At 58.6% G+C, this 15328-nt stretch carries 9 protein-coding genes; 6 read left to right on the forward strand and 3 right to left on the reverse strand.

Translation table 11 applies throughout. The features are described from left to right. Positions 1 to 95 precede the first annotated feature (95 nt). The gene (locus tag FYK55_RS14795) at positions 96 to 3026 is read left to right on the forward strand and encodes a hybrid sensor histidine kinase/response regulator (protein ID WP_161604517.1); all 2931 of its coding nucleotides are present in this window, start codon (positions 96 to 98) and stop codon (positions 3024 to 3026) included. A gap of 34 nt (positions 3027 to 3060) precedes the next feature. Here the strand turns inward: FYK55_RS14795 and FYK55_RS14800 are convergent, their stop codons facing one another. Next, positions 3061 to 3693 (reverse strand): efflux RND transporter permease subunit, encoded by a 633-nt coding sequence (locus tag FYK55_RS14800; RefSeq protein WP_150077193.1) that lies wholly within the window; start codon positions 3691 to 3693, stop codon positions 3061 to 3063. Between the two features lie 279 nt (positions 3694 to 3972). On the opposite strand from FYK55_RS14800, the gene asd reads away from it, so the two are divergent. Together asd and FYK55_RS14810 are read left to right on the forward strand one after the other, a co-directional pair. Further along, a complete protein-coding gene (gene asd, locus FYK55_RS14805) occupies positions 3973 to 4866 on the forward strand; it encodes an archaetidylserine decarboxylase (RefSeq protein WP_150077194.1) in 894 nt (297 codons plus the stop codon). Between the two features lie 271 nt (positions 4867 to 5137). Then, on the forward strand, positions 5138 to 6448 hold the full coding sequence (locus FYK55_RS14810; protein WP_161604518.1) for a TrkH family potassium uptake protein: 1311 nt from the start codon (positions 5138 to 5140) through the stop codon (positions 6446 to 6448). A gap of 51 nt (positions 6449 to 6499) precedes the next feature. Here FYK55_RS14810 and FYK55_RS14815 read toward each other — a convergent pair whose 3' ends face one another. After that, complete coding sequence (locus FYK55_RS14815; RefSeq protein ID WP_150077196.1) at positions 6500 to 8413, reverse strand: hypothetical protein; 1914 nt, start codon at positions 8411 to 8413, stop codon at positions 6500 to 6502. A 390-nt stretch (positions 8414 to 8803) separates the two neighbouring features. Between FYK55_RS14815 and FYK55_RS14820 the strand changes: the two genes are divergently transcribed. Then, positions 8804 to 10462 carry a sulfatase family protein gene (locus tag FYK55_RS14820; protein WP_235908704.1) on the forward strand — a complete coding sequence of 553 codons (1659 nt, stop codon included), beginning with the start codon at positions 8804 to 8806 and terminating at the stop codon, positions 10460 to 10462. A gap of 59 nt (positions 10463 to 10521) precedes the next feature. Beyond that, complete coding sequence (locus FYK55_RS14825) at positions 10522 to 11928, forward strand: sulfatase (RefSeq protein WP_235908705.1); 1407 nt, start codon at positions 10522 to 10524, stop codon at positions 11926 to 11928. A gap of 274 nt (positions 11929 to 12202) precedes the next feature. Here the strand turns inward: FYK55_RS14825 and FYK55_RS14830 are convergent, their stop codons facing one another. Next, a complete protein-coding gene (locus FYK55_RS14830) occupies positions 12203 to 14605 on the reverse strand; it encodes an arylsulfatase (RefSeq protein ID WP_150077197.1) in 2403 nt (800 codons plus the stop codon). Between the two features lie 181 nt (positions 14606 to 14786). Between FYK55_RS14830 and FYK55_RS14835 the strand changes: the two genes are divergently transcribed. Then, positions 14787 to 15326, forward strand: coding sequence for a hypothetical protein (locus FYK55_RS14835; protein ID WP_150077198.1), 540 nt, complete (start codon positions 14787 to 14789; stop codon positions 15324 to 15326). Positions 15327 to 15328 lie beyond the last annotated feature (2 nt).

The raw sequence follows: 15328 nt of genomic DNA on the forward strand, positions 1-15328 counted from the left end.
ATTCCAACCGATGAACCGGCACCACGCGGCTGTTTTTCTTCGGGGGGTGGGATACGATGAAGGTGGGGCCGAGCCCAATTTCTGGGGTTTTCGCGGTGGACGTCCTTCACGATCCGAATCTGGTTCAGCGATTTCGTTTCGCTTCGAAATCTGCGTCGGTTGCCGTCGTTGCCGTGGCACTGCTGGTGCTGCTGGGCTGGGCTGTGAACGCCGAAACGCTGAAGACGGTCTTCCCGGGAATGGTGGCGATGAACCCGGGCGGGACGGCGCTCGGTTTCTTATTGGCTGGGGTCGCCTTGTGGTTGATGCAGGAGGCTTCCGGCAAGCGCCACATGGCCACGGGGCTGGGGCTGGCGGCCGGCGTGACCGCGCTGGCGGCGGTGCGATTGGTCGGATACGCCTACGGTTGGGACGAGGGGCCCGATCGCTGGCTGTTTCGTCAAAGTCTGGAGGCCTACGAGATTCCCAACCGGATGGCGCCCAACACCGCCGCCTGCTTTCTGCTTAGCGGTGCCGCTCTGCTGATGTTGAACGTGCGCATCGGGCGTCTGTTTCGACCTTCGGAATCCCTGGCGTTACTGGCGTCCTTGATCAGCTTGCTGGCGATCGTCGGCTACTCCTACCGTGCCATGAGTTTGACCGGTATCGAGTCGTTCATACCGATGGCGTTCAATACCGCCGTAGCATTCGCGGTCTTGAATATTGGAATTCTGTGCGCCCGGCCCGCCGAGGGCCTGATGGCGATTGTCAGTAGTGGCGGCTCCGGCGGCCTGATGGTACGTCGACTGCTGCCCGCCGCCGTTCTGATCCCGGCACTGATCGGCATGCTGCGCTGGTATGCCCGCCAGCACGCCCTTTTCGATGAAGGGATGGGGCTGTCCTTGTTCGTGCTCGCCAACATCATCGTGTTCAGCTTGCTGATCTGGTGGATGGGTTTTTCGCTCAACCGTTCGGATGCGGAACTGCAACAAGCCAAACGTGATGCTGAAGCTGCCAATAAGGCGAAGAGTGAGTTTCTTGCCAACATGAGCCATGAGATTCGGACTCCGATGAATGGAATCATCGGCATGACGGATCTGGCATTGGACACCGAGTTGACGCCGGAGCAGCGTGAATACCTGGGCATGGTCAAATCATCGGCCGACCATCTGTTGGCGGTCATCAACGACATCCTGGACTTTTCCAAGATCGAAGCCGGCAAGCTGGAAATGGAGTCCATCGCCTTTTCGCTTCGCGCCTGTTTGGACGACATCCTCGCCGCGCTCGGCATGCGGGCCCAAGCGAAGGGGCTGGAATTGATCGAAGATGTTTCCGTGGATGTGCCGGACACGCTGGTCGGAGACCCGGGACGGCTCCGCCAAGTCATCTTCAATTTGGTCGGCAACGCGATCAAATTCACTGAGCAAGGGGAAATCGTTTTGCACGCCGAAAGCCTGCATCAGGATGACCAGACCGTCGAACTGCAGTTTTCCGTGTCCGATACCGGGATCGGCATCCCGCACGACAAACGCGAGCGGTTGTTCGTCGCGTTTTCTCAAGTCGATGCCTCCACCACGCGAAAGTACGGCGGGACCGGATTGGGACTGGCGATCTCCACCCAGTTGGTCCAGATGATGAATGGCCGGATTTGGGTGGAGGCCGAACCGGGCCGCGGCAGCACGTTCTACTTCACGGCCCAGTTCGGCCTGTCCGACGCGGAAGTGCCACGCAAACTGTCGCCGCCGTCGAGCAACCTGCAGGGCATCCGCGTCCTGGTGGTCGACGACAACCAAACCAACCGGCATGTGTTGACCCGAATGCTGTCACATTGGGGCATGGCGGTGAAAGCCGCCGAAAGCGGCCGCGAAGCACTGGCGATGCTGGATAGCGCGCACCAATCCGGCCAGCCCTATCGCCTGGTCTTGCTGGACAACATGATGCCGACGATGGACGGTTTTGAATTGGCCAAACACATCCGACGCCATCCGGAATTGGTCGACGCGACGTTGATGATGATCTCCTCAGCGGCGCGCCGTGAAGATGCAATCCGTTGCAAGAAGATCGGTGTCTCGCACTACCTGAGCAAGCCGATTCGACGTGTCGAGCTGATGGAATCGCTGAATGAAGCATTGGGGATCGCTGCCGCCGAGAACCAACCACCGGAGGGACCACAAACGACGGAAACCTGTTCGAAGCCCTTGCGATTGCTCCTGGCCGAAGATAACCCCGTCAATCAAAAGCTGGCGATCCGCCTGCTGGAGAAGCGGGGGCACTCGGTGAAGGTCGTCGGAAACGGTCGGGAAGCGATTGCGGCGGTGGCCGAGGAAACATTTGACGCGGTGTTGATGGACGTTCAAATGCCCGAGATGGACGGCATTGACGCGACCATCGCGCTGCGTCAACGCGAACGACAAACGGGTGGTCATGTCCCGGTGATTGCGATGACCGCGCACGCCATGGAGGGTGACCGCCAGCGATGTCTGGATGCGGGAATGGATGACTATGTTTCCAAGCCCTTGCATCCGAGCGACCTGTTCGACACGATCGAAAAAAACGCTTCGGCCCAACCAACCTCCGAGGCGGCGCATACGACGGAAGCATCGGCTTCGCTGTGTTCCGACGGGGCCGAACGGGTTAATCAGGAACCCTGTAATCAGGAACCCTGCGATCAGCAAGCGTCCGATGAAGAACCGTCCGTGCAGCAACCGGTCGTGACCTTCGATCGAGCCGCGGCCCTGGAGTTCATGGGCGGAGACGAAGCCCTGTTCGCGGATGTTGTTCAGGCGTTCTGTGAGGAGTATCCCATCTTGCTCTCGCAGATTCGCGACGGATTGCAGCAGGGCGATGACAAGTTGCTGCGCCGCGCGGCGCACACGTTGAAAAGCAATGCCCGAACCCTCGGCGCCAGCCAGATCTTCGAAACCTCGCAACGGCTGGAAGCCTTCGCCGCCGAGGCTGACATGAAGGCTGCCGCGTCGCTGGTGCCAGAATTGGAAGCATCCCTTCCCATTTTGGAACGGTCACTGCTGGACGCCTGCAACCAATAGCGACCCCGCGGTTCTCCTTTCCGTTCCACAGCCGTCAGTTGGCGGCCGTTGCGCGTTGGAAGTCTCTCACCCATTGAGGAGTTTCGTGCAGATAGGCGTCGACGTATTTGCGCCGGGTGAAGTAGTAGATCGCGTTGCCTCCCTGGAACACCAGGCTGAGCACAATGACGCTCCCGTAAAGTGTGATCACGAGCGATCGATACAGTTCTTTCCCGGCCGTGCCAAGGAATTGGGAAAGTTCGGGATGGTTTTCAATATCCGACGTGCCTCCGAACAGCATCCACAGGCAATAGACAATGATCAGGCTGAGAAAACCGACCTGATTCCAGCCCAGCAGGGAGGCCCCGCCGGGGTCGAACTTCAGCAGTTGGCGGCGACCGCGGAATTCGAAATAGGCAACGATAAAGAGGCCGATGGAGACCAGCAGTCCGTCCCAGCCGAGAACGGCAAATGGCAGCGACAACGCCGCGATGATTGCGATGGTCCAGCCGTTGAAAGCCGCCACGCCGGCGGCTCGGCGGATCGGCTTGATACGATCTTTCGCCCGCGCCAGCTCGTCGTAGTGCTCTGGAGTCAAAGGCCCATCGGGGGCCTGGGGGCCATCGGGGGACAACGGCCCGTCGGACGTGGTCGGATCGGTTTCCACGGTTGCGCTGCTCCCAGACATGTCATCGGCTCGCGGTGCTTCACAAGTCTGCAACGTAGGTGGGCCGCACGGCAAACGCAAGTCCGGCCGCTCTTCCCAGGTCACTCTGCTCAGGTCGCTCTGCTCAGGTCGCTCTGGGATCCGCCACCGCCCCTGGGATTCCCCGGACCGATCTGGCGACGTATCGTGAAGCGGCGGATCGCGGTCGCAAAATCGATCCGCCCAGCAGCGGCCATGCATCGGTTTCGAGATGCTCTCTGACGCGGCCGAAAGTTTCCCCACCCATGATCAATCAGGCTTGTGGACGAGATCGTCTTTTTTGACCGGTACCGACAGCAGACATGCGTCGAAAAGGTTTACGGTGACAAGTCGTTGCGTTGGACGTATGGATCGGTCGGTGGCAAGATCGCGTTGGCCACGGTCGTCAAACGGTTGTGGTTCTCACGCTTCTACGGCTGGCTCATGGATCGACGCAGCTCGCGCGAGAAAATTGCACCGTTCATCGAACGGTACGAAATTGATGCTGACGAATTTGTGCGGGCCCCGGACCAGTTCGAGAACTTCAACGCTTTTTTTTATCGACGTTTGAAGCCCCAGGCGAGGCCGATCGATTCCGATCCAACGACGGTTGTCTTTCCCGCCGATGGACGCCACCTGTGCATTCCGGACCTCTCCGAAAGCGATGGGTTGTTGGTCAAGGGAGAGCGGTTGGACCTGGAGACGTTGGTGGCCGATGCGGATTTGGCGCGGCATTACGCGCGTGGATCGCTGTTGGTCTCACGTCTGTGTCCGGTCGACTACCATCGTTTTCACTTTCCGGTCGCGGGATGTCCTGGACCACCCCGGCACGTCAACGGCCCGCTCTATTCGGTGAATCCGATCGCGCTTCGGCAGAACATCCAGATCCTGGCCACCAATCGACGTGTCCTGACCGTGCTGGATACCGAGACGATAGGCAGGGTGCTGCTTCTGGAAATCGGAGCCACGTGCGTTGGCGGGATTTGTCAGACCTATTCGGCGGGTTTGAACGTTTCGAAGGGGGACGAGAAAGGGTATTTCCGCTTCGGCGCCTCGTCGACCATCGTGATTTTCGAGCCCGGTCGCATCCGCTTCGACGACGACCTGCTTGTCCAGTCGCAACAGAAAAGAGAGCTGTACGCGCACGTCGGGGACCACATGGGCACAATCCTGTGACGCAACGGCAGCACATCCTCAAGCAACGTGCTTTGACCGCGCGTTGGGGCAGGGACGATCACAGCATGCAACAGTGGATTGCCGGGTGATGCCGCGCGTTTCAGGGATCGTCAACTCCAGGGCGTCTCGTAGGTTGCCCTGGAGACCATTCCGTTCCCGTTACGACCCTTTGGTAACCGCATCGATTCGCAGCTATTGCCGAAAACCTCTGGTTGAAGATAGAAAGCCGAACAAGTCGATCACTTTCCCCCGGTTACCGGCGTTTGGGTTTATGAGAAGTCGCATCCAATCCCTTCATCCTCTTAAGTTGTTGCTGGTCGGCTATGCATTTTACATCACTGTCGGATGGATCGTGCTCAGCTTGCCGGTCTGTCATCAGAACGAACGAATCTCAGCGCTCGATAATCTGTTCACGGCAACGTCAGCGGTCAGTACCACCGGGTTGGCGACCGTTGGTACCCCTGATAGCTATTCCTTCTGGGGCGAGGCGACCATTCTGGTGATGATCCAGTTGGGCGGTATCGGTTACATGACCCTCGGCTCATTTATTCTGCTTGCCCGAAAGCGGGAGCTTCCGTCGACCAATAAGGAGATTGCAAAGCTTACTTTTGCGATGCCTGAAGGGTTCAGCGTTCGAGGGCTGTTGTTGAACGTCGTGCTCTTTACCGCTGTGATTGAAATCTGTGGTGCGGTATGCCTTTTTTTCGCGTTTCGTGCGGCCAGTATTGAGGATCCTCTCTGGCAGGCAATTTTTCATGCGGTAAGCGCGTTCTGCACCGCCGGATTCAGCTTGTTTCCTAATGGACTGGAACAGTTTGCGTCCAATTTTTGGGTGAACGCGATCATTGCGATTCTTAGCCTGTCGGGAGCAATAGGGTTTCTCGTTTTCAGTGACTTCTTCTGGTCGTTTACGGGTTTTCGGCAGCGACGGACTTTGACGACGAAGATTATTTTGCATGCGACGTTCTGGACGCTAGTCGTGGCGTGGGCCTTGTTGTTCCTGATGGAGCCTTCGTACCGAGAACTGCCCAGCGAGGAGCGGTTGCTTGTCTCGGGCTTTCAAGCGATGACGGCACTGACGACCGTCGGATTTAACACGACACCCATCGGTGAGTTTTCAGCAGCACCGACATTTTTGTTGTTGGCAATCATGATCATCGGGGCTTCGCCATCGGGCACGGGAGGTGGGTTGAAGTCCACTTCTGTTTCGGCGGCGTTTGCGACCGTGTATAGTACTCTCCGCGGACGCGATAAGATCACCTTCTGGGGTGTGGAAGTCCCACAGCATCGTCTGCTGCTCGCATTCGCGTCGATCGTGTTCTACGTTGTAATCTTCTTTGTTGGCGCCACGATCCTTTTGCTCTTGCAGTCGGGCAGCATGTTTGAGGACGTGGTTTTAGAGGCGGCGTCCGCGTTGGGCACGGTTGGTCTGTCACGTGGGTTAACCGGTGATTTAGAACCGCTCAGCAAGGTGGTCGTGATTGCCCTGATGTTTATCGGCCGCGTCGGACCGATCACGTTCGGGTTGGCGCTGTTTGCGAGCGAGCCGGATAAAAGGCGACGCGATGATCTGGCGGTTTGATCTAAAAAGATCGAGGGTGACTCCAGCGGATCCGTGGACTCGTTTCAGTCGCTACCAGAAGAAAATTTTCGAAAAGACTTTGATCAGCTGTGCCCCGGTAGCTCGGGGTGAGCCGAGTGGTGTTCCAACCGGTGTTCCAACCGGTGTTCCGGGGGCTCGCCCGACCTGTGGGAAAACTCGCTGGGTGGGCTTGCCGAGTTTTGCCACCAGTTCCTCCGTCGCCGCGACGTTCAGCACCAGATGGCTGGGCTGGAACTCTGCGTCAATGGCCAGCGGAGGGGCGTCTTTTGAAAGAGCGATCAGCGGCGCCATGGACATCAAACTGCTGATCGAACCAAACCGGTTTGCAAAGGTCATTGCGACTTCTTGACCAAACCCCATCCGAGGCAGCAACGTCGCAGCGCTGTAAGGATCCACCAAGATGAACGCTTGGGCGCGGTCGGCCACCAGGTCCAGCGACTTTGCGACACCGGGAACGCCTTCAAGCCCCTCGCCCGTCTGAATCTCGGCAATGGTCTCGCTCAATCGGCGTGCTTCGCCAACTTGGACCACCACGGTCGTCGCATTCAAGGTTGACGCCGAAATGACAAGCGGTTCCTCTCGCCGCTGCCAACCTAGCGTTTCCAACCCGGTCACAGAGATTCGCAAGAATTGACGGCCCTCCCGTTCTTCCGGCACGATCTGGATCGGAGATTCGTCTTCGTAGAACCGCAGCAAGTGTTGCAAGCAATCTTCCATCCCCGCGAGCGCCTGGTGCGCGTTTTGGACATGGAGCTGCAGATGGTACAGCTGGTCAATGCGATCACCGGCCGGGTTGGATTCATTCGCGATCAGGACGGTTGCGCCGCGAATCTGGTCGAAGTCAACCCACTCGGAAAATTGATCGGGGGTGGAACGGGAAGCCCGTGCGAGTTGTTCTTCGAGCAATCGCTCAAGCCACTCGTTCCATTGATCGCACATTGCAAATGACGCAATCAAGGCGGGCTGGCAGTTGGGAAGATCTTCCATCGCCCGTTTGGGCTGAAACGTCATGGTCGCCGGCCACCGGCTGACCTCGCTTCGCGGGTCAATGGAGGCGGCGAGTGCGGCCGACAGCGAAGTCCCGGGGGCGAGCTCGATACCGCTGGCAATGGCGGTGAATCCCGACATTTCGAATGATTCATTCGCGATCCGGCGCAATACTGGTGGAACCACGGTGGTCCCTTCCGAAAAGGGAAGTCGGATCTCGCCTTGATCGATCAGTCCTTCCTGCATCAGCGCAAAGGCGACGTCATGACTAGAAAGAAAGTCGTTCAGCGGTCCCAGTCGGCGATCGAAACCACCACTGGACCGCGCACATGCCGAAAGCCAACGCAGGTTTTCCGGTTGCGCGAATAGCGCGTGTGTCGGAGTCGCTCTCGCGTGGAGCGTCGTACCGTATGCATTGACTTGGGCAATCGGGCCGCGGTAGCGAGGGTCCAGCGGCGCGATCAACCGGTGGTATTCATTCGTCGGCAGAGCATAGACGATGGGGACACCGTCATGACGTCTCTCGGGTTTCCCGAACATCCAGATCAATGATCCGCCGCGATCCAACCCGTCACGGATTCTCGATTCCGAAATGGACCACTCCAGAATCGCGGGAGCGGGTCTACCGCAGGCCTTCGCGACGTGATCCAGTTTGTCGCTAAACGCCTGCATGTCATGCACCACGCTCAGAGCAATGGTCTCCGACGGGGCGATGGACCAGGCCGGCGCCGCGGGAATCACCAGCGGGGCGGCAGGCTGCGGCGCACCGATGGCCTGAGGAATCGCACCGACCGCTTTCTCGATATTGCGAAGAAGCTTCGGAGGAGCGTCCTGACCGCAGCATCGGTCGGCAACCACGCCTCCCCCGCAAAGGAAAATGATGGCAAGAGCGAGACGCGATCGCACGGGCTGGATCTCCACGTGAGCGGCGAACGGATTGATTCGATTCCAGCCCATGAACCATCCGGAGCTGAGAACCCGTGCTGATTTCCGGCGAAATCGACCGCCAGTCCGATTCTACCTCGGCAGCGGCGCGCACCCGTCGTTAGGAGCCCGTCGAATCCAGATTCTTCGCGTCAAACGTAGAAAAGATGGGATGGAATGACGCCAGGCGGGGCGATGCGAGCGGCCAGCCCGTCGCGGGGAGCGAAATACTGATGGATCAAGCTGTCGCGATCCTCGTCGGACGGTGGCAGAGCTGCCGTTTTTCAAACCTTAGCCAGCGTGAAAACCGGGGACTAGACGGAATCGACTACACTCTGTCTGCGGATGCCGTCTTCTCGCCTTTCGTTTCGGATGGCATCGAAACGTCATCGCGATTTGCTCCAGACGAACCAGAAGACTCGTATGAATTCATCGTTCCGATTCGTCGCCCCAAGGATGCTGCCGTGCTCTTTGGCCATCCTGCTGTTCGCGCTGTCTGGCACGTTGGCGCAGGATTGCCCCGCTCAGCAACGGCCCCCGCAGCAAGAGCCCGCCGAGGGGCTTCCGAACATCGTGATCGTCTATGCGGACGACCTGGGATACGGCGACCTGTCGATCTACAACCCTCAGGCTGCCTATCAAACACCTCGCTTGGATCAGATGGCGTCCGAAGGCGTACGATTCCTTGACGCTCACAGCCCGTCGACCATTTGTTCGCCTTCACGCTATGGGCTGTTCTCGGGCCAGTTGGTCTGCCGTACCGGCCGTCGTTCGACCGCCTTCGAAGGCCCTGGCGGTCCCAGCTATCTCGCGCCCGGCCAATTGACACTCGCGCAGATGCTCAAACGCGTCGGGTACCGCACGGGCGTGTTCGGAAAATGGCACCTGGGTCTGACGTGGTACGACAAAGAAGGCAAGCGGCTGGGCGGCGGTTTCGAAAACGCGCTGCTGATCGACTACCAGAAAAGCACACCGCTGGAAGACGGGCCCAATCACCGCGGATTTGACGAGTCGTTCGTCACCCCCAATTGTCCGACCACCGATCCGCTGTACGTGTATCTGGAAAACGGCATGGTACGCGAGCCCGCAAGCCAGCGGCACCGCCGCGAGAACCTGCCGAATCCCGGTGGCAAGTGGCGGTGGGATAATGACGAAGGCTGGATGGCGCCCAACTATCGGTTCGTCGACGCCGATTTGTTGTTTTACGATCGCACGGCTCTTTTCATTCGGGATCATCGGGAACGGTTTTCTGATCAGCCTTTCTTTGCCGTGTTGTCGACGCAGATTTCCCATGCTCCCGTGCTGCCGGCGGAAGAATTCCGGGGCGTGACTGGGGCCGGTCCGCGGGGGGATTTCGTTCGCGAATTGGACACGCTGGTGGGACGTTTGCTTGACCTTCTTGACGAGTTGCAGATCGATCGCGAAACGTTGGTCGTCTTCAATTCCGACAACGGTCCCGAAACTGTTCACACGGACTGGATGCGAGAAGATCACGAGCATGATGCGAGTGGAGGTTTCCGCGGCATGAAGCGTGACGGCTGGGAAGGCGGGCATCGCGTGCCATTGATTGTGCGTTGGCCCGGTCGAATTCCGGCCGGGCGCGTCACGCGCCAGCTTGCCAACACGACGGACCTGTTCGCGACGGTTGCCTCCATCGTTGGTTACCCGTTGTCCGATGACGACGCGGTCGACAGCTACGATCTGTTGCCGGCAATGCTTGGCACGCGGTCGGACGACCAGCCCATTCGCCCGTACATGTTGACGCAAAGTTTCCGAGGAGAATTCCAGCTGCGCCAGGGGCCTTGGAAATATCTGGATCACCCAGGTTCGGGCGGCAACAACTACGATCGCGGCATGTTGAAAAAATACGCCTTGCCCGAGACCGCCCCCGGGGCGACCGGGCAGCTTTTTCACTTGGGACGCGACGCGGGGGAAACGCAGAATCTGTTTTTCGCTGAGGCCGACAAACGCAAGGAAATGCAAGCTCTGCTCAAACGTCTCGTCGGCAGTGAAGGACGCACGGCACCGCGAGACCGTCATCCGATCGGCATCAATCACCTTCAACAGGGAGAGACGCCCTGAGCCAAACATCTCAGCCGCAGTTCTCCGGCAAATCTTCGCGATGTGTAGTGAATCCTTCCATGAACACGAACCTTTTCTCGAATTCACGCTGGATCCCCGTTTGGCTGGCTTTCGTTGCAACCTCGTTGGGGATGCAAAACGACGCGACCGCGGACCGTCTGAACATCGTGGTCATCATGGTCGATGATCTGGGCTGGAGGGACTTGCACTGCTACGGCAACACGCAAATCGATACGCCACACATTGACCAGCTGGCCAACGAGGGCATGCGTTTTACCGATGCATATGCGGCATCGCCCGTTTGCTCGCCCACGCGGGCTGCGATGATGACCGGCCAGACGCCGGCGCGGTTGGGGATCACCAACCACGCGCCCGGGCATCCGGATGGTTTCTCATTGGAAGGGTCGGACCTGTGCGAAGCACCGACCGTTCGGCACCTGAACCTCTCCTACACGACGATTGCCGAACGGCTGAAGGCGGCCGGCTACGCAACCGCGCACATCGGGAAGTGGCACCTGTCGCACGTGGCAAAGAAAGACCAGTCGCGGATCGCCGAGCAAGAACTCAGGCCACAGCATCAAGGCTTCGACCTCAACATCGGTGGGACACGGCTTGGCGGCCCGCCCAGCTATTTCTCCCCCTACCGCAACGATGCTTTGACCGATGGCGAAGAAGGAGAATACCTTCCCGATCGGCTGGCGGAGGAAGCAATCGAATTCGTCACCGAGCCCAGGGAGGAGCCGTTTTTTCTCAGCTGGTGGCCCTTCTCGGTCCACTATCCGCTGCAGGCCCCCGAGGCCACCATTGAAAAGTACCGAAAACGAAAGGGAATCCGCGATCCCGCTTACGCCGCGATGATCGAGGGCGTTGATGGCGCGATCGGACGCGTCATGAAAGCACTCGATGATGCCGGCATGCGAGACGATACCTTCGTGATCTTCAAGTCCGACAACGGCGGTTACAACGGAGACAACCGCCCACTGCGCGGCTTCAAGGGGATGATCTTCGAGGGCGGGATTCGCATCCCGTGGATCGTCCGCTGGCCCGGGGTCGTCGAAGCGGGAACCACCTGCTCCGTCCCCGTCATCAGCACGGATTGTTATCCGACCATCCTGGAGGTCGCGAAGCTTTCAAAACTGCCCGATGCAGTTCTTGACGGAAAAAGTCTGGTCCCGCTTTTGAAGCAAACCGGCGAGTTCGAACGAGACGCGATCTTTTTCCACTATCCCAACTACGCCTTTCACAAAAGAAACCGGCTCGCGAGCGCCGTGCGAGCCGGGGATCACAAGTTGATCCGGCGCTACGACGATGGTTCCCTCGAGTTGTACAACCTGAAGCAGGATCTCGGCGAGAAGCACAATCTTGTCGACCAGCAGCCTGAGTTGGCGAAGCAGCTAGGCAACAAGCTGGACGCGTGGCTCACAGAAGTCAACGCGAATCTGCCCTACCACAGTGACGCTCGTTAGCACGGATTGATACGAGCGAATGTATCGGGCCGCCGGCCCTGAGTTCGATGGTGGCCGCTTTCCCAGCCCCTTGGGCAGGCCTGGGCAAATGAACGAGGCGTTGCCCCTTTCAGTTATCGGGCCGAAGGCCCGTTGGTTTGCTTCTCCCAGCCCGGCAGGGCTGGGGTGTTGAATTCACAGGGAAACGGTGGAGGGCCGACGGCCCGGCCGTTTGTTCCCGCACCAGCCCCGTTGGCTAGATGAAGCTAACGGGCATCATCTCCATGGCTGGCATTCAACGCGACATCGCAGCTTTGACCTGTTGCTGGCGGTACTGGCGAAGTTGCTCTTCGGTGAGTTCGTGTTCGGTGATCTTGATCGTCACCTTCTCGATTTCGCCGCTGAACTTGAATGGGACCTCGTAATCCTCGCTGATCGGCGTGCCGGTGTCTTCGCCAATGTCCAGCGTTTCATCAAGCGACATTCGATAGCCGATCGTTTGAGGAATCTTCTCCGAGGCGGCTTCCTTGCCATCAACGGTGAGCGTGGCCACGCCGCCTTTTCCGATGCCACCTCCGTCGTACTTGAAGTCAAGGGTCACGACATGTTTGCCCGGTTCGAGCGGTTCTTTCGCTTCCACCCGGTAGCGTTCCACGTCGGCGAGGTTGTAGATGAACACGGGTTTGCCATCCAGAACGTACAACCCGAGTCCCGAAAATCGTCCGCCCTGGGTCATCAGCAAGCCCTCCGCACCGCCTTCGGGGACCTCCAACACGGCGGTGATGCCGAATGACTTGTTCTTAAAGTCGGGGGCCGATCCTTCAGGGATTCGGGTCATGCCTTCGAAGTAAGTGAACTCGTCACGACCCCGCGTCAGGCTGGGTCGGTTGTTGACGTCCAAACGCTCGACCTTGCTGTTATCCAGCGGCAGCACGTCGTACTTCACCGCTTCGATGTAAAACAGACGCTGCAGTTCCCTCAACTTGTCCGGGTTCTCTTCGGCGACGTTGTTCGACTCCGAGAAGTCTTCGTTGATGTTGTACAGTTCCCAGTCGTAGCCTTCGATGACGTCGACGGGGTCGGCGACGCTCACCCAGGGAGCAATCGGGGGCGTGGTGCACGCGATCCATCCGTTGTCATAGATCGCGCGGTTGGCAAACATCTCGAAGTACTGTGTCGTGCGTTTCGGCTCTGCCTTGGTGTCTTCAAAGGTGTAGGCCAAGCTGATGCCATCCATCGGTTCCTGCGTGATGCCATCGATCGATTCAGGCTTGGGCAGGCCGGCCGCTTCCAGGATGGTGGGGGCGATGTCGATCACGTGGTGGAACTGCGAACAAATCTTCCCGGCATCTTTGATCTTTTTCGGCCAGGAAATCACCATGCCGTTGCGAGTGCCGCCGAAATGCGAAGCAACCTGCTTGGTCCACTGAAATGGAGAGTCCATGGCGTGTGCCCAGCCGATGGGATAGTGGTTGAACGTCATCGGTCCGCCCAGTTCATCCATGCGTTTGTAGACGTCTTCGAACGGTACTTCGATGTTGTTGAAGAAGGTCATTTCATTCAACAACCCGGTCGCACTGCCTTCGGCACTGGCACCGTTGTCACCTTGGATGTAGATGATCAGCGTGTTGTCCAGTTCGCCCGTTTCCTCGATCGCGTCAATGATGCGGCCGAACTGATGGTCGGCGTGCGAGAGGGCTCCGGCGTACACTTCCATCATCCGGGCATACAGCTCTTTCTCCTTGTCGTTCAGTGAATCCCACGCCGCAATCCCCTTCGAGCGTTCCGTGAGTCGAGTGCCTTGGGGGACGACGCCCAGTTCTTTTTGACGGGCAAGCGTTTCTTCCCGGACTTTGTCCCAGCCCTGATCGAATTGACCGTCGAATTTATCAATCCACTCTTTGGGGGCGTGGTGCGGGGCGTGTGCCGTTCCGGTGGCGTAGTAGCAGAAAAATGGTTTGTCGGGTGCGACCGCGTTTTGCATCCGCATCCAGGCGATGGCCCGATCAGCCATGTCTTCATCAAAGTTGTAATCGGGATCGTCAGCGGGAGGTTCGATCGGACGTGTGTTCTCGGTCAACGCGGGAGCCCACTGGTTGGTGTCGCCGCCGACGAAGCCATAGAAATACTCGAACCCAAGACCGGTGGGCCACAGATCGAATGGACCGGCTTGGCTCGTCTGCCAATCCGGGACGTTGTGGTTCTTGCCGAACCAGGCGGTGTTGTAGCCGTTGTATTTCAGGATCTGTCCGATCGTGCCGCACGACTTGCGAACCAACGTGTTGTATCCGGGGAAGCCCACGCCCGCCTCCATGATGACTCCGGTGGAGACGTGGTGGTGGTTGCGACCGGTGATCAACGCGGCGCGCGTCGGCGAACACAGCGCCGTGGTGTGAAACTGGTTGTACCGCAACCCGGACTTTGCCAACCTGTCGAAGGTGGGCGTCGGAATCGGACCGCCAAACGTGCTGCTGGCGCCGAAGCCGACGTCATCGGTCAGGATGATCAGCACATTGGGGGCCTCCTCGGGCGCCTTTACCTCAGCCGGAAAGTCCTTGGTCGATTCAGCCGGTGTCAGTCCAATCTTTCCGTCAAACGGAGACTGCGGGATGGGAAGCGAAGTTCGATTGAAGTCTTCTGCCCGCAACACACCGGTTAACGAGGCCAAGATGATTGACAAGTGCAACAGACGCTTCATGGGACTGGACTCCGAGGGGCGAGGGAATTGTCAACCGCCGAGTATATCCGCCCGGAACGCATCAGAATAAAGAACGCAAGCGTTTTGGTTGAGCGTAGTTGCGTCCCGCGGAAGTCCGGCGACTTTCAGACTACCGAAACTGGGGTATTGATCGTGCCGCTCGCGTCCGGAGTGCAATCTGATGGAGAAAGAGAGTGGGAGAACGAAAGGGGGCATCCGGATTCTTGCATCATCGATTGGAGGCATCCTTGGTGCTTTTGCCGGTTCCGTGATTGCTGCGCCAGTGTTCTTTCTCATTGGAAACTGGCTTGTTCCGGCCCAGGAGTTTGGTCCGTTGGGTGGAATCATCGGTGCGATTCTGATCGGCATTCCTATTGGGGGCATGGCGGGAGGCCTTCTCGGCATCGGGGTGACAACAGTTTTGAGTGGAGCACCGAACCGCATCGTATCGTACAGCATGTCGGCGTTTGGACTCTTGATCGGTTCGATCGCAGGGATGCTCGTAAGCTTCAAACAAGAACTCCTCCTTGTGACTTACATCACCTCGATCGCGGGATTGTTCATCGGATGCGTCACCGGCGTCTGGATTTCGACTCCAGCGCAGACCGACTCATTGCTGCGATTGAAGAGTGGTCTTTTGCAAGCCACAATCATCTCGACGATTTTGGTAGGGGTGGTCGCGGCGTGTGTGTTTCTGGCTTGGATCGCGAGGCACTTTTAGCT

It is taken from the genome of Roseiconus nitratireducens (genome assembly GCF_008629675.1).
GTDB lineage: Bacteria > Planctomycetota > Planctomycetia > Pirellulales > Pirellulaceae > Stieleria > Stieleria nitratireducens.